This window comes from Rhodococcus wratislaviensis (genome assembly GCF_041228765.1).
GTDB lineage: Bacteria > Actinomycetota > Actinomycetes > Mycobacteriales > Mycobacteriaceae > Rhodococcus_F > Rhodococcus_F wratislaviensis.
In genome coordinates this window covers 336,285-362,373 of the sequence record NZ_CP150489.1, presented here as the reverse complement: position 1 = coordinate 362,373, position 26,089 = coordinate 336,285, and the positions used below count along the sequence as shown (strand labels likewise).

Below are 26,089 nucleotides of genomic sequence, written 5' to 3'. Positions count from 1 at the left end.
GAGGACCCCCGAACCCGAAACCACCGCAGTGGAATCGTCACCGGATCACCGTTCTCAGCATCGATCAAGACAAAGGCAACGATTGTCGTGGATCCCCTGACGACTTCACTGGTCAAATCGAGCTTCAAATCCATTGGTGCGACTCACGGGGGCGAGAACGCATTCGCACGATCCTTCTATGCCGTCCTGTTCGCCGCGCATCCCGAGATCCGCCAGTACTTTCCGGCGGCCATGGACTTACAACGCGACCGGCTCATGCGAGCTGTCGGGTATGTCGTCGAGCGGCTCGACACACCGGAGACCGTTCTGCCGTTGCTCGCGCAGCTCGGACGTGACCACCGCAAGTACGACATCACCGATGACCACTATCAGGCAGTGGGGGAAGCGCTGGTCACCGCACTGGCGGGCCTGGCCGGACCTGAACTGTGGACCGATGAGACCGCACACGCCTGGCACAGTGCGGTCGCGTTGATCGTCACCACCATGACGGAAGCCGCGCGCGGCGAGCCTGGACCGCCGACCTGGGTGGGCACGGTACTCGACCACCGCCGCGTCCTCGATGACCTCGCCGTCGTCCGGCTCGAACTCGACCAGCCCATGCCGTACGCACCCGGCCAGTACGTCAGCGTGCAGGTACCAGGCCGTCCACGAATGTGGCGTTACCTTTCGTTCGCCACCCCACCCGGTCCCGACCGCATGGTCGAATTTCATGTCCGCCGGGTATCCGGTGGCTGGGTGAGCCCGGCGATCATTGGAGAAACCCGCGTCGGCGACACCTGGTTGCTCGGTTCCCCGCTCGGCGGGCTCGGAGTGTGGCAGAACCCCGAGCGGAGTCGGCTGATGATCGCCGAGGGAACCGGAATAGCTCCGTTGCGAGCGCAACTGATGAACATGCCTCGCCTCTCCGAACATCCTCGGACCCATCTGTTCGTCGGTGGGACCTACCCCTATGACCTCTACGACCTCGACCTTTTGTGGGCACTGTCGCGGACAAGTCCCTGGTTGACCGTCGTTCCAGTCAGCGAGAACAATCAAAACCCTTGGTGGTTCAGAGGAACATCAGACATTCCGGCGGGAATGCACGCCCGACTCACCGGGCAACTCGGGCGCGTCGTCGCCGAGTACGCGGACTGGACCGACCACGACATTCAGGTCGTCGGCTCGCCAAAAAAAAAAAAAAAAAAAAAAAAAAAAAAAAAAAAAAAAAAAAAAAAAAAAAAAAAAAAAAAAAAAAAAAAAAAAAAAAAAAAAAAAAAAAAAAAAAAAAAAAAAAAAAAAAAAAAAAAAAAAAAAAAAAAAAAGCACCATGGTCCGCACCACCAAATACCGGCTGATGGCCGCGGGTGTCGATTCAGATGACATCCACCACGACCCCCTGTACTGAGTACACCGCAGCGCCTAGCTGCACGCATTGCGCGGAAAGAATGCCGCACAGGTATCGCTCAACCAAATTTTTCATCATTCGAGATACGGAGTAGTTCATGGGTTCTCTTGTGCGTCGGACTATGGGCGGCGCCGTCGTGTGCCTTGCCCTGGCACTGGCCGGGGCAGGTGAGTCCGGCGCGGACCCGGTTTCCCCCGCAGTACCGTTTCCGGTGCCACAGTTGGAACTGACTCCCGACGTCGCCTCCTTGGTTCCCGACCCCGACCCGTTCTATGCCGCGCCCCAGGATCTGGCGTCGCACCTGCCCGGTGACGTGTTGAAGATCCGGCAGCTCCCGCCGTCCTACTACTTCCCCGGTAGCGCGGTGTGGGAGTTACTCTTTCGCACCACAGATTCTCGGGGACTGCCGATCGCGGCAAACACCACCTTCGTTCTGCCGCCAAATCACGTCCCCGACGGCCCTCTGGTGTCGTATCAGCACATCATCAATTCGCTGGGGCAGAAGTGCAAGATCGCCAGCGAGTTGTACACCGATGACCCGATGCACCAGATCCGTGAGGCAGCCGGGCTGAATATCGCGCTCGCGCGCGGGTGGGCGGTGGCGTTGCCCGACCACCTGGGACCGAGGATGGCGTACGGCGCCGCGAAGCTGGGTGGCCAGGTCACCCTCGACGGCATCCGGGCGGTTCAAAAGGTACCCGAACTACAGGTGCAGTACAGCAACGTCGGCTTGGGCGGATATTCCGGGGGCGGGATGGCGACGGCGTGGGCGGCGGCGCTGGCTCCGACCTACGCGCCGGAGCTGAACATCGTCGGGGCCGCCGCCGGCGGCGCTCCGATGAATCTCGTCAAGATGGGCGAAGCGCTGGGGGCCAATCCACACCCGGCCTTCGGCCTCGCCATGGCTGCCGCGTTCGGCCTCGAGCGGGAGTACCCCGACCGCGTCAACGTCACCGGACAGCTCAACAACAACGGTCGCTGGATGCGGCAGATGATCGGCAATGGTTGCACCAACGAGATCATGTTCTGGGGTCTCGGGCGCAGCGCCGCCGAGATGACCGATAACCGGAATTTCATGGATGATCCCGAAGCCTGGAAGGTGATGGAGGAGAACAGCCTCGAGCTCTATCCGGGAGTTCCGTCCGTGCCCCTCTTCGAATGGCACAGCCCCACGGACGCCCTGATTCCCGTCGACTCGGTCGACCGCACCCTCGAACGCTACTGCGACGCCGGTGTCGCGGTGCAGTCGTTGCTCACGCCCAGTCCGGACCACCTGTCGGCGGCGGTGCTCGGTCTCGTGCCCGGACTGGACTGGATGGACGCCCGATTCCGGGGCGACCCTGCACCGAGCACGTGCTGACGGGGATAGCTAGGACTTCGCGTTTATCCGGACTGCCTGGTATCCAAGTTCCGGCATCCGGGTAGGTACCGGATCGCTGACTAGCGTGATCGTTGTGGAGCCGTCGAGGATGGCGTCGAGGCCGACGCTGATGATCCCGCGGGCCAGGTGCATTCCGACGCACTGATGCCTGCCGATTCCGAAGCCGAGGTGTTGGGCGATGTTGTCTCTGTCGAGCACGAACTCGTGCGGATTGTCGAAGATGGCCGGGTCACGATTGGCTGCCGCGTAGGTCAGGGTGATGGGCTCGGTGGGTGTGATGGTTCTGCCCCGGATCGTCGTCTCGCGGCTGACTGTCCGGGCGAACCCGCGATAAGGCGTGAAGAGTCGGATGTATTCCTCTGCCGCCGATGGTCGGATTTGGCGGTTGGAACGGAGTTGTTCCTGCAGTGCGGGTTCGGTGGCGAGGTGTTTGGCCATGGAGCCGATGAGCAGAGGTGGTGCCACCATGCCCACAACCAGCGATTGGCGGATCGCGCCGATGACGAGGTCGGACTCGAGGGGTTGACCGTCGACGCGTTCGCTCAACAGCGAGCTTGCAGGGTCGGATACGATATCCCGGGGGTTGCTGGTTCGGTCGTCGACCAGCCAGCGCGCGACCCGGTACATCTCCTCGCTGAATCGGGTGACCTGCTGAGAGTCCTGGTTGCGCCATGCGTCGACCCAGTCTGTCGCTGTTGTGGCAAGCCATTCGACACGCTGCTCGTCGAGGTTCAGCCACGTTGCTGCGGCGTACGCGGGAAGTAGAGTTCCGAAAGATCGCGCGATGTCCTGGTCCTCGCCATCGACGAAGTCGGCGAACAGGGCGGCGGCGCGGGGGCGAAGGGCCTGGACGATCTGTTCGACCCTGGTGGTGGACAGGGTCCGGAGAAGTGCACGTCGGAATGGAGTGTGCTTGGGTGCGTCGAAGTTCAGGGGTGGTCGTCGGATCCCGCGGGGATCGCTGGGCACTACGGCCTTCACGGAGGAGATGAAAAGATCCGCGTCTACCGCGGCGTCGCGTACGTCCTCGTAGCGTGTCAGAGCCCAGTATCCGCCGTAGTCGGAGGTGTGTGCGACGGGACAGTGAGCTTGCAGATCCTGATACACCTTGAATACGTGGTCGGGATCGTCGTTGCCCGCAATGCTGAAATCGTCCGTCGTGGTTCTCATGATTGGTTCCTTAGAGTCCGATGAATTCCAGCGGAACCGAGCGGGTGCCCCACTCCGCCCACATGGCCATGCCAGGTGAGTCGGTGAGGAGGAATTCGGCGCGGGAGAGGGCTTCTTCGAGAGTGACTGTGAGCATGATGCGCGCAAGTGGGGCACCGGGGCAGCTGTGGGTTCCTCTGCCGAAGCTGATGTGGTCTTTGATGTTGGAACGGTCGAGGATGAACTCGTCGGGGCGTTCGAACACGCGGGGGTCCCGGTTGGCGGCCGTGTACACCAGCGCTATCGGGTCGTCTTGCAGAATTTCTTGGCCACCGACCGTGGTGGTGTCGCGGGCAGTGCGTGCCATGCCGCGGTACGGGTTGTACAGACGGAGGAATTCTTCGACCGCGGCGGGAATCTTGTCGGGGGTGGCACGGAGGAAGGACTGAAGTTCGGTATCGCGGCCGAGATGGACGAACATGTTGCCGATGAAGACGCTGGGTGCGACCATCCCTGTCACGATGAGTTGCCTGACGCATCCCAGGATCATCGCGGGTGGGAGGGGTTCACCTTCGTGGGTGCCGTCGAGCAGGGCTGCGGTGAGGTCTTCATCGGGACTGTAGAATCCGCTCGCGCGGTCGTCGATGATGGCCTGGGCGACGTCGTACAGTTCGCGGCTCAGTCGGCGGACGGTGTCGTGATCGAGGACCTGGATGGCGTCGACGTAGGTTCCGCTGATCCGCTTGATCTCGGAGCTCAATTCCACTGACAGATTGAAGAACTCGGCGAAGACATGCGCGGGAAGCTTCTGGGAGTATTCGAGTGCTACATCGACTTTTCCCTTGTGGATGAGGGGGTCGAGGAGTTCGGTCGAGCAGCGGCGGACCTTCGGCTCGATGGCTCTCATTTTCGGTGGTGTGAAGAACTGGTTGATGATTCGTCGATAGGCCATGTGTTCGGGAGGATCCAGGTGGAGCGGTGGGCGGACGCCGGTGAACGCGAAGGATGGGATCGCGTTCTGTTTGGTGGTGGTGAACCGGGAGATGTCGGTGATGACCTCGAGCAGTTCGGGGTATCCCAGCATGGCCCAGAAGCCGCCGAATTCTTGGCTGCGGGCGACGGGGCAGCGATTGCGCAGTTCCCGGAACTGAGTGTGCGCGGTGTCGAATGTCTCGGATACCTGAGGGTCGAAGTCGTGGTCGTCTCGTCGTGAGCGGCTGGTCGGGGCGGATTCGTTGGTCACTTAGTTGACTCCCAGTAGTGCGTTGATCTGAGCCGAGTCGGCCAGTTTGATGTTTTCCACCCGCGTGAATCGCTTCGTTCCCTCGGGGTCGTACGGTGAGATGCCGTCGGAGTCGTCGTTGAGCAGTCTGTTGCCGGCCTCCGACATCAGGTAGCTGGCGAGAAGCTTGGCGCCGGCAGGGTTGGATGAGTTCTTGGACAGGGCGAGGGTGGCCTCGGGACCCGTGGTCGGGGCCAGGTTTACCAATTGCACGGGCGCGCCTTGTTTGGTCAGGTTGTTGACGATCGCGGCGACTCCGGGGAAGCCGACTTGCGCTTCACCGGCCGCAATTCCCTGTGTCAACGGCACAGCGCTGTTCATGAACTGTGGCTGGTTGGCTGCAATCTGCTCGAGGAAGTCGTCGCCGTACTGCTGTTTCATCAGACTCCAGAACGCGATGTTGGCGGGTGAGGAGTCCGGCTTCGTCAGCATCAGCTTGCCTTTGAACTGGGAATCGGCGTACGCCGTCCAATCCGACGGAGTGTCCGATGTCTCGTCGGAGTTGATCACCATCTCGCTGGGAATGAGGGAGACCACCGCAGCGGACCCGTCGTGGGTGAGGTAGTCCTTAGGGAAGGTGTCGGCGGCCGGCGGCAGGTCTTGTTGAGCGATCGGGGTGATCCAGTCCTTGGCAAGGGCATCGGCGACGAAGCCGGAATCGGTCAGCAACATGATGTCGGCGGCGCTCTTGCCCGATGAGGCTTCGGCCGAGTAGCGCTGGACGAGATCGGCGGTCACCAATCGGACCGGTTCGACGCGGACTCCGTAGTTCTTGCTGAAGTCTTCGGAGATCACGCGCAAGGTACTTTCATCGAGCATGCTGTAGAAGGTGACCGGCCCGGCGTTCTTCGCCTCGGCGATCAGGGCTTGGGTTTCTGCGTCGAGATTGGCTGCGGTGCCCCCGCTTGCGGACTCGGTGCCGCCTCCGCCGCAGGCGGCCAGCACGGAGGTTGCACATGCGAGCGCGAGGAGAGTGAGTTTCTTCATGGTCGTTCCCTGTTCACGAGTTGAGGATCAGTGAGTAGATCGAGATTTGGCGACACCGAATCGTTTCGATGTCCAGATCACCAGCAGCAAAACTGTTCCGGTCACCAGGACAAGGACGGCAGACAGGGCGGCGAGTGTGGCGTACGAGCCCCCATTGAAGACTTCGAGGATCCGAAAGCCGAGGACGACATTGTTGGTCCCGGACAGGATCGCCGAAGCCGTGAGGTCACCGACGATGCGGATGAACAGCAGCGCCCATCCACCAACCAGTCCGGGCAGCATGAGGGGTGCGTAGATGCGTAGGAACGTTTTCCAGTCCCGGCCGCCGCTGACCCTGGAGGCCTCGGCAAGTTCGCGGCCGACGACGGCGACTGCCGCGTCGGAGGCGATGGAGGCCTGCGGGAGATATATCGCCAGGTATCCCAGTAGCAGGATCAGCCAGGTGCCGCCGAGGTGGAAGGGCGGGCCGCCGAGGAGGAGCAGGATTCCCACGGCGATGACCATGTGGGAGATCGAGGAGGGAAGTTTGATGGCTGCGTCCAGGATTTGCGTCGAGCGAGTGCGGCGCTGGGCGATGTAGATGGACACGATTGCGGCAGCCGAGATGCCGATCAGCCCGCCGACGAGGCCCAGTCCGAGGCTGTTGGTGAACGCCTGCTGTGTCTTGGGATCGGCGAACAACGCGGTGTGGAAGGCCTCGAAGCCCAGCGAGTCCCATTTGATCTTGGGGGTCCAGTAACCGTTGAGGGCTACGAGAAATAGTCCGGCCATCGGCAGTACGGTCGACAGGGTGACGTAGAGCAGAACGACTCCGCGGACGACGGGGCGCCATCTGCCCAGGCGAGTGATTTTGTGGGTGGAACTCTTGCCGCTCATACTGCTGAAGCGTGAGGTCTTGAGAATTCTGTACTGGACGAAGTACGAGATCCCGACGAACACCATCACAATTGCGCTTAATCCGAGTGCGAGATCTTCTTCCGGGGGGTAGGAGAAGGTCAGTAATTGCACGATGCGCACCGCGATGACGTCGATATGCGCGGGAGTTCCGATGATGGCGGCGATCGAGAACATGCCAAAACCGAACCATGTGCAGAGCAGGAAACCGGCACCGATCGAAGGAGCGAGGGCGGGAATGGTCACGCGGCGCAAGGTAGTGAGGTAGCTGGCGCCGCTCAGTCGCGAGGCTTCTTCGAGACTGGAGTCGAACGTGGTCATCGCCGCGGAGACGTTCATGTAAACGTAGGGCACTGCGTAGATGGTGTAGACCATGATCAGTCCGTACCAGGTGTTGATATCGAACGGTCCGCTGTCGAGGTGAATCCCGACTAGCTCGAGGCCATCCCGTAGCCATGCGTTGATCAGTCCGGCCTTGGGTGAGAGGAGCATCGTCCACCCGACCGCTCCGGCGATGGGAGGCAGCAGGAACGGCAGGTACGGCAGTACGTCGTTGAGAATTCCCATGCGGGCGTCGGTGCGTTCGTTGGCCCACGCGATGAGAGTGCCGATGATGACCGCCATCAGACTGCTGGCGACGACGACAACGACCGTGTTCAGGATCAATTTTCCGAGATCGGGAATCGCCAAGGTGCGTCGAATGGCCCCGAAGCTGAGAGCGCCGTTCTGCCAGAACATGTCCACCACGACGTTCATCAGCGGAACGCACACGATGACGATCAACGCCGTGGCGATGAGGAGAGCGACGAGGTTGAAGCTGGTGGGCGTTTTGAGTTTGCGCAGACGCGGGTTCTGTGCCGGCGCGTTGTCTGTGGGCGGGAGAGTGTCTGTGGTCGTCACGAGGCGGCCGTCTCGAGTTCGCGTGTGTCGGTGTTGGAGGTACTCGAGGTGTTCGGGAAGACCATGACGTCTTCAGGTCGGATTCCGATCCAGACTGTGTCGTCGACCTGGAAGCCTCCGTGTTGGCTCGTCCAGACCCTGGATCGCACCTCAGCGGACCGAATGATGTATTCGGTGTGTGTTCCCATGAACAAGGATGCGACGATCCGGCCCTTGAACCCGTTCATGTGGGTTGGCTGTTCGTGAAAGAGGCGACCGGCTTCTGGTCGCCAGAGCAGGGTCGCCTGCTCGGGTGAGCCGGATGCCGGGCCGGTGTGTACCGCCCCGGCCTCGGTCGCATACACGGCGGCGGCGCCACCTGTGACCCGGCGCCCGGGCAGCTCGTTGGTGTTCCCGATGAATTTCGCGACGTATTCGGTCGACGGGCGGCTGTAGATCTCCGCGGGTGTACCGAGCTGCTGCACTCTTCCCTTGTCGAGCACGGCTATTCGGGTCGCGAGTTCCATGGCCTCGGCCTGGTCATGGGTGACGAACAGGGCGGTGAATCCGAGCCGACGCTGGGTGGCGAGCAGTTCGATACGTAGTTGCTCACGAACTTTGGCGTCGACATTGGACAACGGTTCATCGAACAGCACGACATCGGAATCGTTGACGAGCGCGCGGGCAAGCGCGACCCGCTGCTGTTGTCCACCGCTGAGCTGGGCGGGGTATTGGTCGCCGAGGTCACCGATACCCACCAGGGTCAGCGCAGCGTCGACCTTGTCCTTCATCGCTGCGCGGGAAGGGCGTCGAATGCGCTGATTCTCGAGGGGGTACTGGACGTTCTTGCGGGCCGTCATGTGTGGCCAGAGCGCGTAGGACTGGAACATCATGCTCAACTGGCGTCGTTCGGGCGGTACGCAGATTCCTTCTGCGCTATTGAACACGGTGTGGCCGTTTACCTGGATTGTTCCCGAGTCGGGGGTCTCGAGCCCCGCTACCGAGCGCAGAAGGGTGGTCTTGCCGCATCCGCTCGGTCCGAGAAGGACGATGAACTCGCCGCGGTCGATGTGGATGGTGGCGTTGTCTATCGCACTGACAACGGCGCCGTCTCGGCGTCGGAACCGTTTCGACAGATTTTCGATGGCCACGGAGTGATTCATGCTTCCTCTTTCCCAGTTCGCGCCTGGAGTTCGACCCTTCCCTGCCCGGCAGGATGAGATCGGCGTCACTGCCCGATTATTGTCGGCGTATTTGTGACGATCGTCAATGTTTTTCGGTTAATTTGTGGGTCTACGCTAGATTCACAACAACCCCCTCCGAAGGAGTCGCATGGTCAGCCCAGGTCAGCACCACTTTCTCGAGCACATGCGAGTCCGCACCGCCGACGGGACACGTGCCCGACAGATGCTGGTCACCTTGATGGCCGACTACTGGTTGACAGAGGGGGCGCTTGCACCGTCCGGTGTCCTGGTGGATCTGATGTGCGATTTCGGTGTGTCCGAATCAGGCTGTCGCACGCTGTTGAGCCGGCTGACCAAAGAGGGGCGCCTCGTCGTGGTCAAGGAAGGTCGGCGAACGTTCTACCGCCTGTCCGAGCAAGCAAGAGTCCGCCTGGCGTCGGGACTGCGGCGAATCGCCGACTTCGATCAGGTCCGACGTGAGGGCCCGGACCAGTGGACCTGCGTCGGCTTCTCGGTTCCCGAGCAACAGCGGGCGCTGCGACAACAACTCCGCAAAGGGCTGTCCTGGTTGGGTTTCGCCCCACTCTACGATGGCCTGTGGATTACCCCGAGGCCGGCGGCCCGGGATGCGGCGGCACTGATCACCAAGCTGGGCATCGATTCCGCCTCGCTCTTCGAGGGAAAGATCGACGGCATCGGACTGGGCCACGGTAACCCGACCGACGCCTGGGACCTCACCGTGATCGAGAGCTTGTACCGGGAGTTTCTCGACGGTGCCGAACCACTGCTCGGAGGACTCGACGAGGCCAGCCTCGACCCGGCCTCGGCGCTGGTACTTCGGACCGAGCTCGTCAATGTGTGGCGATCGTTTCCGCGGATCGACCCCGATCTGCCACTGGATCTACTTCCGGAGGACTGGCCGCGGTCGGAGGCCCAAGCCGTGTTCGTCCGCCTCTACGACTCACTCGCTCCGGTCGCGATGCGCCGGGTACGGGACGTGCTGGATCGCAACGCCCCGGACTACGGGCAGCATGTGTCGGCGCACATCATCGGGACGCGCACCAGCACCTGGCGTGATTGACGCAAAACGCCCAATGCATCGCATTCTATAGACGATCGTATTGTTATTGAGATACGTTTGAGGGACAGTGCTTCACCCTCTGGAGGAAATTATGCGACGCGCGTTGGACGGTGTGGTTGTGCTCGACTTGACCACGGCTTTGGCGGGACCTTATGCAACGATGTTGCTGGCCGGTCTGGGTGCGCGCGTGATCAAGGTCGAAAATCGGTCCACGGGCGGCGATGCAGCACGAAACAACTCCCCCTATCTGACCGGTGACGGCCTCAGCTTGCGGCGCACGTGTGAAAACGACATGTCCCTCTCGCACCTGTCGAGGAGCCGGAACAAGGAGAGCCTGACCCTCGACCTGAAATCGTCACGGGGGCACGAGATCTTCTTGGATCTGGTCGGCAAGGCCGACGTAGTGGTCGAGAATTTCAGCGCCGGGGTAACCGGACGGCTGGGGATCTCGTACGAGGACCTCGAACCAGCGAATCCGCGACTGATCTACACCTCCATCAGCGGCTTCGGTGCCGACGGAGGCGATGGGCGCGCAATGGACACCATCATTCAGGCACTGAGCGGGATCATGCTGACCGCCGGCGACCCGGATGGACAACCGATCCGCTGCGGTCTTCCCATCGCCGATCTCGCGGCACCATTGTTTGCTGTCATCGGCACGCTGGGCGCGATCGCCCATCGCACACGGACCGGGGAAGGCCAGCAGGTCGACGTCTCCATGCTCGGGGCGTTGACCTCCCTGGTCGCCGCCGAACACTACGAAGCGTCCGTCAAACTGGGCATGCCCACTCGCACGGGACAATTCGTCCCCAGGCTCGCGCCTTTCGGAACGTTCGAATGCCACGACGGGTGGATCGCCGTCTGCGCCCCGTTGGACAAGTTCGCCCACGGCGTCCTGGCTGCGATCGGGTCCCCGGAACTGGTGCGCGACCAGCGCTTCGCCTACCGGGATGCCCGGGTGGAAAACGCCGACGTACTACACAAGCTCATCGCCGAGTGGGCACGAACCCAGGCCACCGCAGAGGCAGTGGCCACCCTCGACTCCCACGGCGTCCCGGTCGCCCCTGTCCGGGATCCGGTACAGGCGATGCGAGATGAACGGGTTCGCGCCCGAGGCGAGGTCATGCCGCTGAGCGGCACCGATGATCCTGACGGCGAGAAGCTCCTGGGCCCTGGACTACCGTTTGTGCTCTCGAAGTCGGCCACCTCGCTCGAGCAACGCGCACCGTACCTCGGCGAACATTCCCGAACGATCTTGGCCGAGCTCCTGGGGTACACCGAGCAGCACCTCGACATCCTCGAACAGGATGCCGTCCTGTGATCGACGTGGAGCAACTCTACAACGACCGGTGGGCATGGGCCCGCGCGCAGGCAACGAAGGGCAGCGTCGTCGTTCTCACTGTGGGAGCGGACATTCCTCATGAAATTCTGCACGCTGCAGGAGTGTTGCCGGTCGACATCTCATCGGGCTACGACCCGAGCGCATCCCCGGTGTCTCTCCGTTCCAACAAGTCCGGACTGTCGTCGGCAAACTTGCTGGGCGCTGCCGTCGACCCCGTCGCCGCCGTCATTCTCGATCATCTGCTTCGTGAAGATCTCGACTTCGCCGCGGCAGTCGTCGTCTCCTCCGAACGCGAGGCCTGGGTGCGTCTGTTCCAAGTTCTTCGGGAACTGGCCCGGATCGGGGAGAAGCTCCCACCGATCCATCTGGTCGACGCGTTGCATTTTCCGCGCGCCGCCTCGCGCAGCTATACCCGCGAGCAGTTCATACGCCTTCGCGACATCGCGACCGGCTGGACGAACACCGCCCCTGACCAAATCGACACGGCCGCAGCGATCGCCGCCACCGCGCCGGTACACACGCGTCTCTTCACACTCCGGCGTGCGCGGACCGCGGGACGGATCTCCGGACTAACCATGCTGCATTCGTGCGCCGCCACCCGGATACTCCCACCGAAAGAGGCTGTCACCATGCTCGACGCCCAGCTCGAGACGGCGAGCGCCGCCGAAACCGACAACCGACCGGGTCTCTACTTGTGGGGTTCCCCCCCACACAGTGACCGTCTATTTCGGATCGTCGAGTCCGGTGACTGGCGCATCAGCGGTGACGAGGCCGACGACTGTGCAGTCACGAGCGCGTACGACGACGCCGCCGACTCTGCCGACGACCCGATCGGATTTCTGGTTGACGCCTACTGCCGCCGCGGGCCCCTTCCCACTAGTGCGTCACCGCGATCGCGGGCCATCGACACACTGTGTGCAGTTCGACGCTCCGGGGCGAGAGTGCTGTTGGGGGTGATCCGCGAACACGATGAGGCACCCCGCTGGGATGCTCCGGCACTGCGCACCGAACTGGACACAGCCGGCATCCGGTCTGCGTTCCGTGAGCACCAGCCGATGGAGCCGGACCACGCCGTCCTCCACTCCTGCTTGGAGGAGCTGTCGGTCCATCCCGTTGGGGCGGGCGAATGACCGGCCGTCGCATCGAATCGGCCGAACGCGCCAGCGCCTACCACAAGCAGTGGTTCGCCGCGATCCGCGAGCGCGCCGCAGACGGGGATCCGCTTGCCCTGGTCAATGCCGATGCCCCGCAAGAAATCCTGCGCGCGATGGACATTCCCTACGTTGTCAACCAGTGGTGGGCAGCTCTGGTCGGCGCTAAGCGTCTTGCCGATCACAGTTTGGACGCGGTCCGCGCACTCGGGTATCCGGACGACTCCCGACAGTACGACGCGATCGCGCTGGGTTCGACCGGACTCGCATCCGCGGACGCCCCGTGGGGTGGGCTCCCCCGCCCCACCATTGTGATAGCCGAGAACAGCGGCGACGCCGGCCGCAAGGTGTTCGATTTGTGGGGTGAGTATCGCGATACCGAAGTGTTCCTGTTCGAGCGAACCACCGCACACGACGCACCCCATCGTTGGTGGGAGCTCGTACCGCGGCGGTGGTCGGAGGCTTTCGATGCCGACCGTCTCGACCTGATGGTGGCGGAGAACTGGTTGCTGGTCGACAAGTTGGAGAGGATCACCGGTCGGACCCTTTCACTTGATCGGCTTGCCGAGGTCATGGATCTGGTCAACCAGCAGGCCGAGTGGAACAGGCGATCACGCGACATCCTGGCCAGCGCCCGGCCGACCCCGGTCAGCGTGCACGAATCGATCAACAGCGTCATGATCCCGCAGTGGCACAGGGGGACGCAGTGGGCGGTCGACGCGGCCGAACGCTTCTGCCACGAGGTCGAAGCGGCGGCCGCCTCAGGGCGGGCCGTCTGTCCCGGTGAACGGGTCCGATTGATGTGGGTCGGCCGCGGATTGTGGTTCGACATGGACCTGTACGAGCGCTTCCAGCAGCGTTACGGTGCCGTCTTCGTATGGTCGATGTACCTGGCGATCGCCGCAGATGGCTATCCCCGTTACGGAGGGGACCCGATGCGTGCTCTCGCCGCGCGCTTCACCGGCTTCACCGACCAGTTGTACATGCCTGGCTGGGCGGCAGACTGGTACGTGAAAGAAGCACGGGGCCATGGCGTCGACGGGGTGATCCACTTGGTTGCCGACGATGTCCCCGGCCCCTACTTCGTTACTCGGGCCCTGGAGGAAGCCGGGATACCTGTCCTCGAAATCCGCGGCAACAACGCCGATCCACGCGCGCTGAACTCAGGCGTAATCGGACAGCGGATCGAGGAGTTCATCGCGTCCCGATTCTCGAGGTAACCGAGAAGGATGGGTACGTGCCCATCGGGAGTGCGAACATCGTCGCGGGTGGGGAGGCGGCGTCCCTCGAACGTGCTAGTTGCGAAGCCTGCGGGCAGTAGCTCAGAGTCGGCGTCACCAGGTCGTTGATGCCGCCCGATGAGGCACTTCGATATCCATCAGTTCCAGATTGGCTGCAACGGCGGAATTGTCCTCTTTCAGAAGAGTTCTGAGCCTGGTCAGGGCAAGCGGGCCCAATCCCGTCCACAGAGTCTCGAAGACCCGGCGCGCGTCACCTTGTGGCCAGTCCGCCGGTAGCAGCTGTTGCGGCAGCGAGGGGTCCAACGCGGCGATTCTACGCCAGTCGCGTAGCACGGTCGTTCGCAGCATCAACGCCCGGTCGGCGGTCAGTTGTCCCCGGACGATCGCGGTTGCCTCGTCCGAGTGGGAGGCAAGGAAGGTGTCGTACTCCTTGCGCACTTCTCGAAGGTCGAAGGCTCGGCTGGGCGCCATCTCGGAATCGGCGCCGGAGAGGAACTCTCCGCGGAACAGCGCCAGGTGCACACCTAGATCGGAGCCGATCCGGGACGCGTTGTCTCGTCGGTCCCAAGGACAGACCCAGACTGCATCTGCAAACATCGCAAACCCGTTGCTTTCGAGCAACGTTCGAAGGCGTTGACGAAGAATCCGCTGGGTTTCAGGGACCGAGAACATGGCCACGGTCCAGAGCCCGTCCCAGTGCGGCGCGGTGGTTCCGAAACGCACGACGGCGCCGAGTTTGGCGCGGTGGGTGAGCCGAGCGGTGTCACTGATGTGGTAAGTCACCGTCCGTCCGCGACGATGCGGGACGAGCAGTCCACGTTTGACGATACGGCTCAAGGCCGATCGGGCTCCGGAGGCGGATATGCCGAACTCGGCGAGCAGCTGCACGACTGCTTCGGATGTCAGGCCGCCCGCATCCTCGAAGGTGTAGTCCGCCAGTAGGGCTCCCAACAGGGCCTGTGAGCTGGACCCGGCCTGGTGCCGTGGCAAATCGACGACCTCGGGATCGGGCCATGGGTCGTTGGCATTGGTCATCTGGGCTTCCTCCTTATGTCGTGTCTCATCTTCACAGATCCCACCAAAGCATTGCACTACAAACGACGGTCACATATTATTATGCAAACATTCGTCCGGTCATCCACCCGAAAGAGGCCACCCGATGGCACCAGAGACAATGTGTCACGGCGACTGGGACCCGCTCGCCGCCCCACACGAAACCGATCCCACCGCCGAACACGCCAGACTCCGAGAACAATGCCCGGTCGCGCACACAGACCGATTCGGCGGGTTCTGGACCCTCAGCCGATACGAGGACGTGGTCGCGGCGGCACGGGACACCGACCTCTTCGCCAGCCGTTACAAAACGACCATCCCAGATTCGACGGGACCCACCCGACCTCCCCGGCCGCCCCTGGAATCGGACCCTCCCGAGCACCGCCAGTACCGCGATCTCTTGAACAAATACTTCTCCCCCCAACGTATTCGAGCCATCGAGCCGGCGATTCGGCGAATTGCACGGGACCTGATGGGCTCGGCAGTTGCGGCAGGACAGGCGGAAGTCGTCGAGTCGATCGCCTTTCCGCTGCCCGCACAGGTGTTGTGCACCTTTCTCGGGATCCCCACCGCGGATGCCGCCGGAATCAAAGAGATGGCGAACGCGGTGCTGACCGCCGGCACCCAAGGAGACGCCGCTCGACACAGCCAGGCCAACGACCGGCTCTACGCCTACGTCGAGGCACTGGTCGAGCAACGTCGCCAGCGACCACTCGCCCCGGAGACCGACGTGGCCACCGGCCTTTTGGTCGGTGAGATCAACGGGCGTCTGCTGAGCAACGACGAAGTGGTCGCTGTCTTGCGACTGCTCCTGCAAGCCGGGCACGGCACCACGACCAATGGCATCGGCAGCGTGATCGCCTTCCTCGCCAGCCATCCCGAAGAGCAGCAACATCTGCGCGAGAACCCGCATGCCATCCCGACGGCGATCGAAGAAATCCTGCGCGTGTGGTCACCGGCCCGACTGTTGGCCAGGACCGCCACCCGAGACGTCGACCTCCACGGGCACACCATCCGAGCGGGCGACAAAGTGGCCCTCCTGTGGTCCTCCGCCAATCGGGACGCGACGATATTCGAGGACGCCGACCGTTGCGTGATCGACCGCCGCCCGAACCGTCACGTTGCCTTCGGCCACGGTATTCATACCTGCCTCGGCGCACCATTGGCGCGTGCCGAGTTGCGAATCGTAGTCGAGGAACTGTTCGCGTTGACCGACGAAATCGTTCTCGACGGCGAGGCGGCACAGGCCGGTTGGCCCCATATCGGCCTGTCCAGCCTGCCGGTCCGGTTCACCCCGGCATCTGGTCACCGAACACTCGACTACGGGCTCGGTCTCCGTTCGGGTGAACGCATCACCGTGGTCGCCGAGGTGCGAGATGTGGCCGATGGCGTAGTGGAACTGACCCTAGCTGATCCCGGCGGGAACGCACTGCCTCGGTGGGAACCCGGCGCGCACATAGAACTGCGCCTACCCACCGGACTGGCCCGTCAATACTCGTTGTGCGGAAACCCCGACGAGTCCGACGCATGGACCATCGCTGTCCGTCGCGAGGACCACAGCCGCGGCGGTTCGGCGTTCATCCACGAGATGCTCAAGGCCGGCGACTCCCTCACCGTTGCAGGCCCGAAGAATCACTTTCCGCTGGTCGATGCCGATCGGTACCTGTTCGTGGCCGGTGGGATCGGGGTGACCCCCATGCTCACCATGGCGCGGCAGGCCCTCGATCGGCGCCGTCCGTTCGAGTTCCACTACATCGGCAAACAGCGCATGTCGATGGCCTATGCCGATATCGTCGCCGACCTACCCGCCGCTCAATTACACGAATCCACCGTGTCCGGTCGCCCCAACCTACTTGCGCTGGTTACCGCACAGGAACCCGGCACGGTCGTATACTCTTGCGGTCCTGTATCTTTGCTGTCCGAACTCGAAGAGGTCAGTAAGGCCACAGGCTTGGAACTGCATGTGGAATGGTTCTCCCCGAAGCCCGGCGCGAATGTTGCCGGCTATGGTGCGCTCGAATCGTTCCGGGTGCATCTGGAGCGCTCTGACGTACAGGTGACGGTGCTTCCTGGTCAGTCGATCATCGACGCGTGCGCCGAATCGGGTGTGGTCATTCCCGGATCGTGCTTCGAAGGAACGTGTGGCTCATGCGAGACTCGCGTGATCGAAGGGACACCAGATCATCGCGATTCGGTACTCGAGCAGTCTCAGCGTGAGTCGGGGAAGGTGATGATGCCGTGTGTGTCCCGTTCATGCACCGAGGCGCTGACCCTCGACGCGTAGACACTGCTGGAGCAGAACGTGTGCAACGACCCTGCGGTTCCCTCGCGGCCCTGATGATCAGATCTCGGTAAATCAAGTTGCCGACAGTTTCGCGGCAAGGCCACCCGACCCGGTGATGCGAGTAGCGCCCATCAGGGCGCTGCTGATACCGGGTTTGGGGTGGTGCGCCGCCGCGATCGTGTGGGGTTCACGACCGGGCCCGGGGTCGCCAGCGTAGGCCTGCACGATTGCCAGCCACCGGTCGGCGACGGCGCCGTCCGCCGACAGTGCGCAGTCGTCGCGGTGCCGGCGGCGGGTGGCCAATAGTGCGAAATCCAACGTGGATCCAGCAACACGCTCGTCGGCGTCGGCGGGTCCCGATTCCCATCGCAATCCGCCGTACTCTAGTTCGACGCGGAACGGTGCTGCCGGAACGGGTAAGTCGTGATTTCGGAAGGCGAAGTCACGGGCAGCGACGGCGAGGTGCGCGACGTGATGCAGACGCTCCGAAGCGGCCGGCTCGATCGCGAAGGTATCGCGAATGTCCTGTCCGTGGCCGAACGTTTCCATCACGCGCGCACTGATCGCGGTGGCGGCGCCCATTGGCGGGCCGAACCACGGTATGCGCTGCCTCGGTGGACACGTCAGCAGCGCCGATCGCACGGCCGCGCGCCCTTCCCGCCATCTGGTCAGCAGCACCGTTGGAGTTTCGGTGGCGCCATCCGTTGCGGCACGGTCGACGGTGTGCGGGTTCGCCGCTACCTGCGCGGCGAGCGCGGAAAAGGCTTCCGGGGTGCGCAGCGCGGAGACCAGCGCGGCGTCGGTCCATGCCAGATGGGCGACTTGGTGTGCGACGGTCCATCCCGGGGCGGGTGTGAGCCGGGTCCAATCCCGGGGATTCAGCGCGGTGAGGATCGAATCGAGTGAGGAGCTTTCCTGCTCGAGGTCGGCGAGCAGTGCCTGCAGGTCCGGTGCCATCAGGCTTGCTCGTTGCGTAGTTTGTTCTTGACGATCTTTCCTGTGGCGTTGCGCGGCAAGTCGGAGCGGAATTCGATCTGACTGGGGACTTTGTACGGGGCTAGGCGTTCTCGGCACCATGCCCGCAGCTGTTCGGAGTCGACGGTGCGGCCGTCGGCCGGGACTACGTAGGCCTTGCCGGTTTCGCCCCATTTCGTGTCGGGGATGCCGATGACCGAGGCTAGAACGATGTCCGGATGCTGGTAGAGGACGTTCTCGACTTCGGCGGGGTAGACGTTCTCTCCGCCGGAGATATACATGTCCTTCCAGCGGTCGACGATGTGGAAGATGCCGTCGGGATCGACGCTGGCAGCGTCACCGGTGCACAACCATCCATCCTCGGTCAGTGCTTTCGCGGTCTCCTCCGGCTTGCCCCAGTAGCTGTGCATCGTCATGGGCCCCCGGAGCCAGAGTTCACCTACTTCGCCGACTGCAACTTCGGTTCCGGAGTCGTCGCGGATCGTTGCTTCGACGTGGCGAAGGGGGATGCCGATTGCCGCGGTGCCCGAACTGCCCCGCGGTGGCATCGCCAGTAGGGAGGATCCGGCTTCGGTTGCGCCGTAGATCGGCATCATGTTCACGCCTCGATCGCGCCAGGTGCGGATCATCGCGGCAGGGACCGGTGAGCCGCCGACGGTAGCGAGCAACGGCGGAAACGCGAGGTGCTGGAAGTCCGGGTCGGCTGCCATGAACTGGTAATGCGCGGGGACACCGCAGAAATGGGTGATGCCGAGTGCGGTGTCGGCGAAGAGGCGCAGCGTCTCGGCGGGGTCGAAGGTCTTTGCGATGAGCACGGTTCCCCCGTGCATGAGTGCCGCGTTGGCGTAGAGATGTAGGCCGGCGACGTGGAAGGTCGGAAGCACGGTCAGCGCCACCGAATCCGCGTGGACGTTGCCGGCGAACGCGGAGTTCTCGAGATTTGCGGTTACCGACCGGAGGGTGTGTACCGCCCCCTTCGGCTGTCCGGTCGTACCCGAGGTGTAAATGATGACCCAGGGATCGGTCTCCGCCGCCCTGTGGGCCACCGAGGTCGGCTCGGTGGCCGCGGCGATCGCCCTCTCGTAGGCGTTGTCGACTCCGTCGTCCCAGCAGACCTGGTGCAGGTGCGGCGCGCCTTCGGTCAGTGCGGCAACGGCTTCGGCGTTGTCGGGGTCGAAGAAGATGGCGGACGGGGTGAAGTCGCGAGCGATCGCGCGGAGTTCGTGGGTGGACAGCCGCCAGTTCATCGGCACCATGATCGCCCCGATGTGGGCACACGCATACAGTACTTCGAAGACGTTCGCGCTGTTGTGGCTGAGCACTGCGACGCGGTCACCGCGACCGATTCCCAGGCCGGTCAGATGTCTTGCGAGACGGGGGATCCGGTCGCGTAGTTCGGCGTAGCTGCGACTGCGTCCGGTGGACAGTTCGGTGATGGCCGGCTTGTCCGGCACCCGGCGGGCTTGGTAGTCGATCCATCCAATCGGGGAGGTCGCCGCCTCATGTTCGCTCGTAGCGGTATGTCTCGCCGTTGGTCGGATCGGTGACACGGTTGCCATGGGCCCTCCGTTGATGCTTCGGGTGTGATCTGGACAACACGCTAAAGCCTCAGGCGACGGTTCGGAATGACGATTTTCTCGACGTTTCACGACGATTTATTGCGCTTGACCTGGAATTTTTCTCAACCCATGCTCACTGGAGCCGGTGTGACCTAGGACACGGCACCGGTATTCGCGACATCGTCGCCATGCCCGTAATCGAAGGAGTTCCGCAATGAGCGAAGAGCTGACCACTATCTCGGTGGGGCCACTGCCGCGCGTCCCGCCCTTGGCGCAGGGGGTGAGTCGGCGGCGCCGCGCCAAGGATTTGGTGGCCGTGAACATCGGCAACGCCATCGAGTGGTTCGACTGGAACGTCTATGCGATCTTTGCTCCGTTCTTTGCGGTGCAATTCTTCAACCGTTCCGATCCCCTCTCGGCCATGCTTTCCACCCTGGCGATATTCGGTGTCGGGTTCTTGATGCGTCCGATCGGCGGGTGGGTCTTCGGGCTGATCGCCGACAAGAGGGGCAGGCGTTTCAGCCTGACGTTGGCGATTCTTCTGGCGGCGGCCGGAAGCTTGATCATCGCCCTGGCTCCGACATTCACCCAGGTTGGCGTCCTCGCGTCGGCTGTCCTGCTCATGGCACGCCTGATTCAAGGACTTTCACATGGCGGCGAAACGGGGTCGGCCTTCACCTACCTTGCCGAGATCTCCCCGGACGGCAAACGCGGCCTATGGGCGTCGACGCCGTGGGTCGGTGTCGCGATCGGCACGATGACCGCTACCGGTCTCGGGTTCGCGTTCACAACCTTGCTGACTGCAGATCAGATGAGCGACTTCGGCTGGCGTATACCGTTCTTCGTCGGTGCCGCGCTTGGCGTCTACGGTCTCGTCATCCGATTCCGCATGGCGGAGTCCGACGTGTACGAGCAGCAGGATGAGTCTCCGCACAGCCTCACCTTGAAGGACACCTGGCGGATTCTGGTCGAGCACCGCACGGCGGTGAAGTACATTGCGATCCTGTCCACGAGCGGTGTGGCAATCTTCTACACCTGGTTCATCTTTGCGCCGTCCTATGCGACGACGGTGCACGGTGTCCCTCCCGGCCAGGCCCTGCTGGCTGGTCTGCTCGGTCAAGCGGTGTTTCTCGCGTTGATCCCGGTGATGGGCGCCCTGTCCGATCGCATCGGCCGACGCAAGATGGTCTTTGCCTACACTCTCGGCTTCGCCGCACTCGCGTTCCCCCTCGAGCTGATACTCGGCTCGTCCGCGGTGCGTCTCTTCCTGGCCATGGCCGTGGCGTCGACCATTCTCGCGGTCTGCTGCGCCCCCTTGGGCGCTATCTTCACCGAACTCGTGCCCACGCGAGTACGAGCAACCGTCGTCGGAATCACCTATGGCGGGTTCTGCGCCGTCTTCGGTGGCAGTGCTCCGTATCTGAACGCGTGGCTCTCCAGTGTGGGACTGCACTATCTGTTCGTAACGGCTCTCGTGGGGTTGTCGCTGCTGACTGCAGTCATCTGCCGGCGAATGCCCGAAACCAAAGGCACACCGATTCGCTAGAGTACGAGCACCCTGTTCTAGCGAGAGGCGGCGCTGATGCCCCGATTCACGTTGCGGCAGTTGGCCTACTTCAAGGCTATCGCCGCAACAGGGAGCATCAGCGCCGCAGCTGCGGCCGAGTCGGTTTCGAGGTCTGCCCTGACTTCAGCGCTGGACGCGCTCGAACAAAGCCTGCGGACTCAACTCTTCGTTCGCCACAAAGCGCACGGCGTCATCCTCACCCCCACCGGTGAGCGCATCCTCGAGATGGCCAATGCCCTTCTTCAAGATGCCGAGCAGATCGAAGCGTCCATCGATCAGAGCCATCTCACCGGCAGCGTGGCAGTCGGATGCTTCAGCTCGCTGGGCCCGACCATAGTGCCGACGTTGTTCGACGCACTGGCGGCCGATCACCCGGGTGTCACGGTGCGCGCCTACACCGAATCGGCGGATCGGTTGATGCAACTTCTTCTGTCCGGGGAGATCGAGATCGCCATCGGGTACAACACGCACCTGGACAGGGCGCTCCAAACGGTGCCACTGTTCGAGACTCGAATGCACGGGATCGTCTCCGCCGACCATCCAGCCGCAGCTCAGCCGGTGATCGCTGCGATAGATCTTGTGGAAGAGCCGCTGATTCTCCTCGACGTCCCGCCGAGTCCGGAGTATGTCTCGAACTACTTCCGGGAGCTGGATCTGTCCCCCGTCATCAGGCACCGGTTCCCGAGTTTCGAAGTGGTTCGTTCCCTTGTGGCGCGTGGCTACGGATACTCGCTGTTCATTCAACAGCCGGCCTCCGGCGTCAGCTACGAGGGCGTGCCCGTCGTGGCGAAGCCATTATTGCCTGCGCCGCGAAGGGAGCGGGTGGGGGTGGCATGGCCCGCCGGGCGACGGCTGTCGACGAACGCCAAGGCCGCGGTCGATGCACTTCGGGCCCACGTCGACCGCATTCAGCCGCCCGACCTGTACTCCTGAATTTCCACCCCCATACTCTGTTGACATCTACAACCATTGATGATTGTCTGTGATCCCCATTACATCCCCTTCCCTCCAGTTCCAGCTCAGCTGAAATAGGCCACACAAATTGTGGTGACCGAACGAATCTAAGCAGACCATCTCCTCATGTGAGCCGACTTTCAGACGGCAACGACGACGAAGGACGACCATGCGAAACACAATCTTCCGGGCCGCGCTGGTCGGTGGTGCGCTCGCCTCCACCGTGGCGCTGACCGCCTGCGGGACCGGGCCCGCCACCCAACGCAGTGCCGAATCCCCCACCAAACTCGTGTTCGCCGCGATTCCGTCCGAGGGCTCGGAGGAGCTCCAATCCTCCTTCGCACCACTCGTCAACGCCCTGGAGAAGGACTTGGGAATGCCGGTGGAATTCCAAGCCGCAAACAGCAACTCGGGCGTCATCGAAGCGCAGGTCGCGCATCGGGTAGACATCGCAGTGTACGGCGCATTCAGCTACTTTCTGGCCCGCAACGTCGCCGAGGTCGAACCAGTTGCCGTTCCCGTGCAGACGCCCGCCGCTGATCCCGGAGTTCATTCCTACGGCCTCACCCGCTCGGACGATACGGGCATCAACGAACTCGGCGATGCGGCCGGCAAGGACGTCTGCTTTACGGATCCGGCATCGACGAGCGGGTACCTTTCGCCGGCAGCGGGCCTGATCGAAGCGGGCGTCGATCCGGCGAAGGACCTGACAGCGATATATGCGGGAGGTCACGATACGGCCGTGTCCTCTCTTCTGGCGGGAGACTGTGCGCTCGCATTCGCCGCCGACGCCTTCGTCGATGACATCCTGCCCGCTCGGGGTCTGCTGAGCGCGGGAGACGTGCGTAAGGTGTGGACCTCACCGTCGATCCCCGGACCCCCTGTGGTGGTAGGGACATGGCTGCCCGAAAAGCTGCGACAGAAGATCGCAACGACCATTACTTCCTACACCGCCACGTCCGCTGCCGCCGCCGGCTTCTGCGAGGACGGTCAAGTACCCGGCCCTTCTGCATGGGGCGAGTTCGCAGGACAACCATCGTGCAAGTGGGGGGCCAACAACGGCTTCGCCTACGTTCCGGCGACTCAGGCGGATTTCGATCCGATCGTCGAGATCTGCGAGACGACCAAGGCCGAAGTGTGCACGTCCGGAAGCTGATCCCGCTTTTCGAGTCCGAAACGAGAACAACATGACACGCGCCACAGGAAGCCGCCCGGACGTGGTCGCGGGCAGCCTCGACAACCTACGCGTAAACGGTCACCGCCGCGACGAGCGTGGGGCCGCCATCACGGTCCGCGATCTTGCCAAGCAATTCGGCTCCAACAACGTCCTGCACTCGATCGACCTCGAGGTCGGACGGGGCGAGTTCGTGGCGCTGCTCGGCCCGTCGGGCTCGGGTAAATCCACGCTGCTACGCATGCTCAACGGAACGCTGCGACCCAGTAAGGGCACAGTGGAGATTCTCGGTACCGACCCAGCCACCTGCTCCCGATCCGACCTGCGTGCTGTGCGCACCCGCGTCGGGTTCGTCTTCCAACAGTTCGGACTGATCGGCCGAATGTCTGCCATGGAGAACGTATTGATGGGCGCACTGGGCCAACTCAGACTGCCGCGCTACGGAATCGCCACATATCCCAAAGATCTGCGTCTGAGAGCCGTCGAGAAACTCGACCGGGTCGGTCTGGTCGACTACCGCTTTCAACGCTGCGACACCCTGTCCGGTGGCCAGCAGCAGCGTGTAGCCATTGCGCGATCGCTCATGCAGCAGCCGTCGGTGATTCTGGCCGACGAACCAGTAGCGTCACTCGACCCAGTGACGAGCGAGCGGGTGCTCGCGATCCTGCGGCGCATCAGCACCGAGGACGATCTCACTGTGGTGTGCAGCTTGCATCAGACCGAACTGGCCCTGCAGAGCGCCGATCGCATCGTGGCTCTGAGTGACGGCGGAATCGTTCTCGATTCCGCCACGCAAGGCCTGACCACCGATGATCTTCATACGATCTACGCACCCAGGGCAGCGTCATGACCGCGCGAGCCACTGCCGTACTCGATCTTCCTACCTCGAGCCACCAGCCGGGACGCGGAAAACAGGGGATACTGGTCGCGGCACTGCCAGCGGCTTTCCTCGTGATCACTCTGATCGGATTCTGGTGGATGGGGGTTTCGGCCGCATCACTCGCCGAGGGTGTGGGTGATTCGTGGCGACTTCTCCAGCGCATGTTTCCACCGACGTTCGGCGACCCCGTCACTTTGACCGGCCTGATCATCGAAACCCTCCTGATCGCAGTCGCCGGAACAGGTCTGGCCACACTCGCCTCCATACCGTTGGCTCTTGCGGCCACTCGGTCTGATTCGGGTCGGAACATCGGACGCGCAGTCGCCCGCGGCACCATCGTTCTGACCCGGGCGATCCCGAGTCTGATCTTCGCCATCTTGTTCGTTCGGGCCTTCGGCCTCGGTCCGTTCGCGGGGGGTCTCGCGATAGCAGTGCACTCGATCGGGATGATCGCCAAGCTTGTCGCGGACTCTATCGACGAACTCGACCCCACTCCCTCGGAAGCGGTGACGGCGGTCGGTGCGCGTAGATTGCAGGTAGAAGTTGCCACGGTGCTGCCGCGCATCGCGCCTGTTCTGACCGGCGCGGTCCTGTACCGACTCGACATCAACATTCGAGCTTCCGCGATCCTCGGAATCGTTGGCGCCGGCGGCATCGGCGTAGCCCTCGAGACCGCACTGGGAAGCCTGAATTATCGCCGAGCCGCGGGGATGATCCTAGTCGTCATCTGCATCATCCTGGTATTGGAACTGGTGTCGGCGGGCGCGCGACGACGACTATCGATGCATCACAGCGATCGAGCACATCGCGATCTCTTCTCCGCCGCGAGAGAGCCACATGACGTCGGCTGGGACAGCGTCCGGATCCGACGGATTCTGCTCACGGCGGGAATGCTCGTCTTGTTCCTCTATTCCCTCTGGGCCCTCGACGCCGATCTCGGACGGCTACGCGACGCGGCACCCAGAATGACCGAGATTCTTTCCGGTATGTGGCCGCCGGCCTTCTCGATCGCTGTGTACCAAGGTGTTCTGGAGAGCCTCCTGATGGCCGTGTCCGCGACGACGGTCGGCGTCGTCCTCGGACTCGGGCTCGCGGTCGCCGCAACGCAGCTGCTGGTGCCGTCCATCATTTTGTCGGCGGCGGCACGCGCGGTCGCTGTGCTGCTGCGCGGCATTCCGGACATCGTGTACGCGATCATCTTCGTCGCCGCGCTCGGTCTCGGCCCATTTCCGGGATTTCTGGCTCTGTCCATATCCTGCACTGCGTTGGCCGCAAAGTTCTTCACAGATTCGCTCGAAGTCCTCGATCCGGCTCCACGCGAAGCCTTGCAGGCGCTCGGAGCGACCAGGTGTCAGGTGTTCGTCTGCGCAGTGTGGCCGCAATTCGTCCCGTCGCTCACCGGCAACAGCTTGTTCACCACCGACCTGGCGCTCCGCGAATCGACTGTGCTCGGGGTCGTCGGTGCCGGCGGTATCGGATTCTTGATGTACGAGTCGGTCTCCACCCTCGATTACCAGACGACCAGCGCAATCCTGGGCTCGCTCGTGGTGGTCGTCACGGCCCTCGAGGCCATTGCGCGCAGCCTTCGCCAGCGCATCATCTGACACATCACCGATCCCCAGGATGACACTCATGGACCAGCACTCCGCCCAAGTCAGCACTTCTCGGGGCCGCTGCCCCTTCCGCGC

General features: G+C 63.0%; 20 protein-coding genes. 12 read left to right on the top strand and 8 right to left on the bottom strand.

The window, feature by feature from the left end; translation table 11 throughout:
• The first annotated feature begins 87 nt into the window (after positions 1-87).
• Together WKC72_RS40475 and WKC72_RS40470 are read left to right on the top strand one after the other, a co-directional pair.
• Positions 88-1,359, top strand: a complete 1,272-nt coding sequence (locus tag WKC72_RS40475) for a globin domain-containing protein (RefSeq protein WP_370184845.1) — start codon at positions 88-90, stop codon at positions 1,357-1,359.
• Positions 1,360-1,481: 122 nt separating this feature from the next.
• Positions 1,482-2,744 carry a lipase family protein gene (locus WKC72_RS40470; protein ID WP_370184843.1) on the top strand — a complete coding sequence of 421 codons (1,263 nt, stop codon included), beginning with the start codon at positions 1,482-1,484 and terminating at the stop codon, positions 2,742-2,744.
• Between the two features lie 9 nt (positions 2,745-2,753).
• Here the strand turns inward: WKC72_RS40470 and WKC72_RS40465 are convergent, their stop codons facing one another.
• The 5 genes from WKC72_RS40465 to WKC72_RS40445 are packed head-to-tail and all read right to left on the bottom strand — an operon-like array spanning position 2,754 to position 9,119.
• Positions 2,754-3,935, bottom strand: coding sequence for a cytochrome P450 (locus tag WKC72_RS40465; protein ID WP_370184841.1), 1,182 nt, complete (start codon positions 3,933-3,935; stop codon positions 2,754-2,756).
• Positions 3,936-3,945: 10 nt separating this feature from the next.
• The gene (locus WKC72_RS40460; RefSeq protein WP_370184839.1) at positions 3,946-5,157 is read right to left on the bottom strand and encodes a cytochrome P450; all 1,212 of its coding nucleotides are present in this window, start codon (positions 5,155-5,157) and stop codon (positions 3,946-3,948) included.
• Complete coding sequence (locus WKC72_RS40455) at positions 5,158-6,183, bottom strand: ABC transporter substrate-binding protein (RefSeq protein WP_370184837.1); 1,026 nt, start codon at positions 6,181-6,183, stop codon at positions 5,158-5,160.
• Positions 6,184-6,210: 27 nt separating this feature from the next.
• Entirely contained in the window at positions 6,211-7,977 is a 1,767-nt protein-coding gene (locus tag WKC72_RS40450; RefSeq protein WP_370184835.1) for an ABC transporter permease, read from the bottom strand.
• Entirely contained in the window at positions 7,974-9,119 is a 1,146-nt protein-coding gene (locus tag WKC72_RS40445; RefSeq protein ID WP_370184833.1) for an ABC transporter ATP-binding protein, read from the bottom strand. The genes WKC72_RS40450 and WKC72_RS40445 overlap by 4 nt, the downstream gene beginning before the upstream one ends.
• A gap of 169 nt (positions 9,120-9,288) precedes the next feature.
• On the opposite strand from WKC72_RS40445, the gene WKC72_RS40440 reads away from it, so the two are divergent.
• The 4 genes from WKC72_RS40440 (at position 9,289) to WKC72_RS40425 (ending at position 13,934) form a co-directional block, all read left to right on the top strand.
• Positions 9,289-10,221 (top strand): PaaX family transcriptional regulator C-terminal domain-containing protein, encoded by a 933-nt coding sequence (locus WKC72_RS40440; RefSeq protein ID WP_370184831.1) that lies wholly within the window; start codon positions 9,289-9,291, stop codon positions 10,219-10,221.
• A gap of 91 nt (positions 10,222-10,312) precedes the next feature.
• The gene (locus tag WKC72_RS40435) at positions 10,313-11,542 is read left to right on the top strand and encodes a CaiB/BaiF CoA transferase family protein (RefSeq protein ID WP_370184829.1); all 1,230 of its coding nucleotides are present in this window, start codon (positions 10,313-10,315) and stop codon (positions 11,540-11,542) included.
• Positions 11,539-12,693, top strand: a complete 1,155-nt coding sequence (locus WKC72_RS40430; RefSeq protein ID WP_370184827.1) for a 2-hydroxyacyl-CoA dehydratase — start codon at positions 11,539-11,541, stop codon at positions 12,691-12,693. Before WKC72_RS40435 ends, WKC72_RS40430 begins: the two co-directional genes overlap by 4 nt.
• The gene (locus WKC72_RS40425; protein ID WP_370184825.1) at positions 12,690-13,934 is read left to right on the top strand and encodes a 2-hydroxyacyl-CoA dehydratase; all 1,245 of its coding nucleotides are present in this window, start codon (positions 12,690-12,692) and stop codon (positions 13,932-13,934) included. Before WKC72_RS40430 ends, WKC72_RS40425 begins: the two co-directional genes overlap by 4 nt.
• Before the next feature lie 114 nt (positions 13,935-14,048).
• Here WKC72_RS40425 and WKC72_RS40420 read toward each other — a convergent pair whose 3' ends face one another.
• Entirely contained in the window at positions 14,049-14,990 is a 942-nt protein-coding gene (locus WKC72_RS40420; protein WP_370184824.1) for a PaaX family transcriptional regulator C-terminal domain-containing protein, read from the bottom strand.
• A 124-nt stretch (positions 14,991-15,114) separates the two neighbouring features.
• On the opposite strand from WKC72_RS40420, the gene WKC72_RS40415 reads away from it, so the two are divergent.
• The gene (locus WKC72_RS40415) at positions 15,115-17,292 is read left to right on the top strand and encodes a cytochrome P450 (protein WP_370184822.1); all 2,178 of its coding nucleotides are present in this window, start codon (positions 15,115-15,117) and stop codon (positions 17,290-17,292) included.
• A gap of 72 nt (positions 17,293-17,364) precedes the next feature.
• Here the strand turns inward: WKC72_RS40415 and WKC72_RS40410 are convergent, their stop codons facing one another.
• Positions 17,365-18,249, bottom strand: a complete 885-nt coding sequence (locus WKC72_RS40410; protein WP_370184820.1) for a TIGR03084 family metal-binding protein — start codon at positions 18,247-18,249, stop codon at positions 17,365-17,367.
• Positions 18,249-19,826: a class I adenylate-forming enzyme family protein gene (locus WKC72_RS40405; protein ID WP_370184818.1), complete on the bottom strand. Its 1,578-nt coding sequence runs from the start codon at positions 19,824-19,826 to the stop codon at positions 18,249-18,251. The genes WKC72_RS40410 and WKC72_RS40405 overlap by 1 nt, the downstream gene beginning before the upstream one ends.
• A 214-nt stretch (positions 19,827-20,040) precedes the next feature.
• Between WKC72_RS40405 and WKC72_RS40400 the strand changes: the two genes are divergently transcribed.
• The 5 genes from WKC72_RS40400 to phnE all read left to right on the top strand — a co-directional run bounded on the left by WKC72_RS40400 (position 20,041) and on the right by phnE (position 26,005).
• Positions 20,041-21,372, top strand: a complete 1,332-nt coding sequence (locus WKC72_RS40400) for an MFS transporter (RefSeq protein WP_370184816.1) — start codon at positions 20,041-20,043, stop codon at positions 21,370-21,372.
• Between the two features lie 36 nt (positions 21,373-21,408).
• On the top strand, positions 21,409-22,326 hold the full coding sequence (locus tag WKC72_RS40395) for a LysR substrate-binding domain-containing protein (RefSeq protein WP_370184815.1): 918 nt from the start codon (positions 21,409-21,411) through the stop codon (positions 22,324-22,326).
• Positions 22,327-22,516: 190 nt separating this feature from the next.
• Positions 22,517-23,503 (top strand): phosphate/phosphite/phosphonate ABC transporter substrate-binding protein, encoded by a 987-nt coding sequence (locus WKC72_RS40390; protein ID WP_370184813.1) that lies wholly within the window; start codon positions 22,517-22,519, stop codon positions 23,501-23,503.
• 31 nt (positions 23,504-23,534) lie between these two features.
• The gene (gene phnC / locus WKC72_RS40385) at positions 23,535-24,371 is read left to right on the top strand and encodes a phosphonate ABC transporter ATP-binding protein (RefSeq protein ID WP_370184811.1); all 837 of its coding nucleotides are present in this window, start codon (positions 23,535-23,537) and stop codon (positions 24,369-24,371) included.
• On the top strand, positions 24,368-26,005 hold the full coding sequence (phnE, locus tag WKC72_RS40380; RefSeq protein ID WP_370184809.1) for a phosphonate ABC transporter, permease protein PhnE: 1,638 nt from the start codon (positions 24,368-24,370) through the stop codon (positions 26,003-26,005). The genes phnC and phnE overlap by 4 nt, the downstream gene beginning before the upstream one ends.
• Positions 26,006-26,089 lie beyond the last annotated feature (84 nt).

What these genes read in the sequence shown, in the direction of transcription:
- WKC72_RS40425 (WP_370184825.1), top strand. Translation starts at nt 12,690, where the DNA reads ATGACCGGCCGTCGCATCGAATCGGCCGAACGCGCCAGCGCCTACCAC.
- WKC72_RS40440 (WP_370184831.1), top strand. Translation starts at nt 9,289, where the DNA reads ATGGTCAGCCCAGGTCAGCACCACTTTCTCGAGCACATGCGAGTCCGC.
- WKC72_RS40465 (WP_370184841.1), bottom strand. Translation starts at nt 3,935, where the DNA reads ATGAGAACCACGACGGACGATTTCAGCATTGCGGGCAACGACGATCCC.
- WKC72_RS40415 (WP_370184822.1), top strand. Translation starts at nt 15,115, where the DNA reads ATGGCACCAGAGACAATGTGTCACGGCGACTGGGACCCGCTCGCCGCC.
- WKC72_RS40410 (WP_370184820.1), bottom strand. Translation starts at nt 18,249, where the DNA reads ATGGCACCGGACCTGCAGGCACTGCTCGCCGACCTCGAGCAGGAAAGC.
- WKC72_RS40395 (WP_370184815.1), top strand. Translation starts at nt 21,409, where the DNA reads ATGCCCCGATTCACGTTGCGGCAGTTGGCCTACTTCAAGGCTATCGCC.
- WKC72_RS40390 (WP_370184813.1), top strand. Translation starts at nt 22,517, where the DNA reads ATGCGAAACACAATCTTCCGGGCCGCGCTGGTCGGTGGTGCGCTCGCC.
- WKC72_RS40470 (WP_370184843.1), top strand. Translation starts at nt 1,482, where the DNA reads ATGGGTTCTCTTGTGCGTCGGACTATGGGCGGCGCCGTCGTGTGCCTT.
- WKC72_RS40400 (WP_370184816.1), top strand. Translation starts at nt 20,041, where the DNA reads ATGAGCGAAGAGCTGACCACTATCTCGGTGGGGCCACTGCCGCGCGTC.
- WKC72_RS40405 (WP_370184818.1), bottom strand. Translation starts at nt 19,826, where the DNA reads ATGGCAACCGTGTCACCGATCCGACCAACGGCGAGACATACCGCTACG.
- WKC72_RS40435 (WP_370184829.1), top strand. Translation starts at nt 10,313, where the DNA reads ATGCGACGCGCGTTGGACGGTGTGGTTGTGCTCGACTTGACCACGGCT.
- WKC72_RS40445 (WP_370184833.1), bottom strand. Translation starts at nt 9,119, where the DNA reads ATGAATCACTCCGTGGCCATCGAAAATCTGTCGAAACGGTTCCGACGC.
- phnC (WP_370184811.1), top strand. Translation starts at nt 23,535, where the DNA reads ATGACACGCGCCACAGGAAGCCGCCCGGACGTGGTCGCGGGCAGCCTC.
- WKC72_RS40420 (WP_370184824.1), bottom strand. Translation starts at nt 14,990, where the DNA reads ATGACCAATGCCAACGACCCATGGCCCGATCCCGAGGTCGTCGATTTG.
- phnE (WP_370184809.1), top strand. Translation starts at nt 24,368, where the DNA reads ATGACCGCGCGAGCCACTGCCGTACTCGATCTTCCTACCTCGAGCCAC.
- WKC72_RS40455 (WP_370184837.1), bottom strand. Translation starts at nt 6,183, where the DNA reads ATGAAGAAACTCACTCTCCTCGCGCTCGCATGTGCAACCTCCGTGCTG.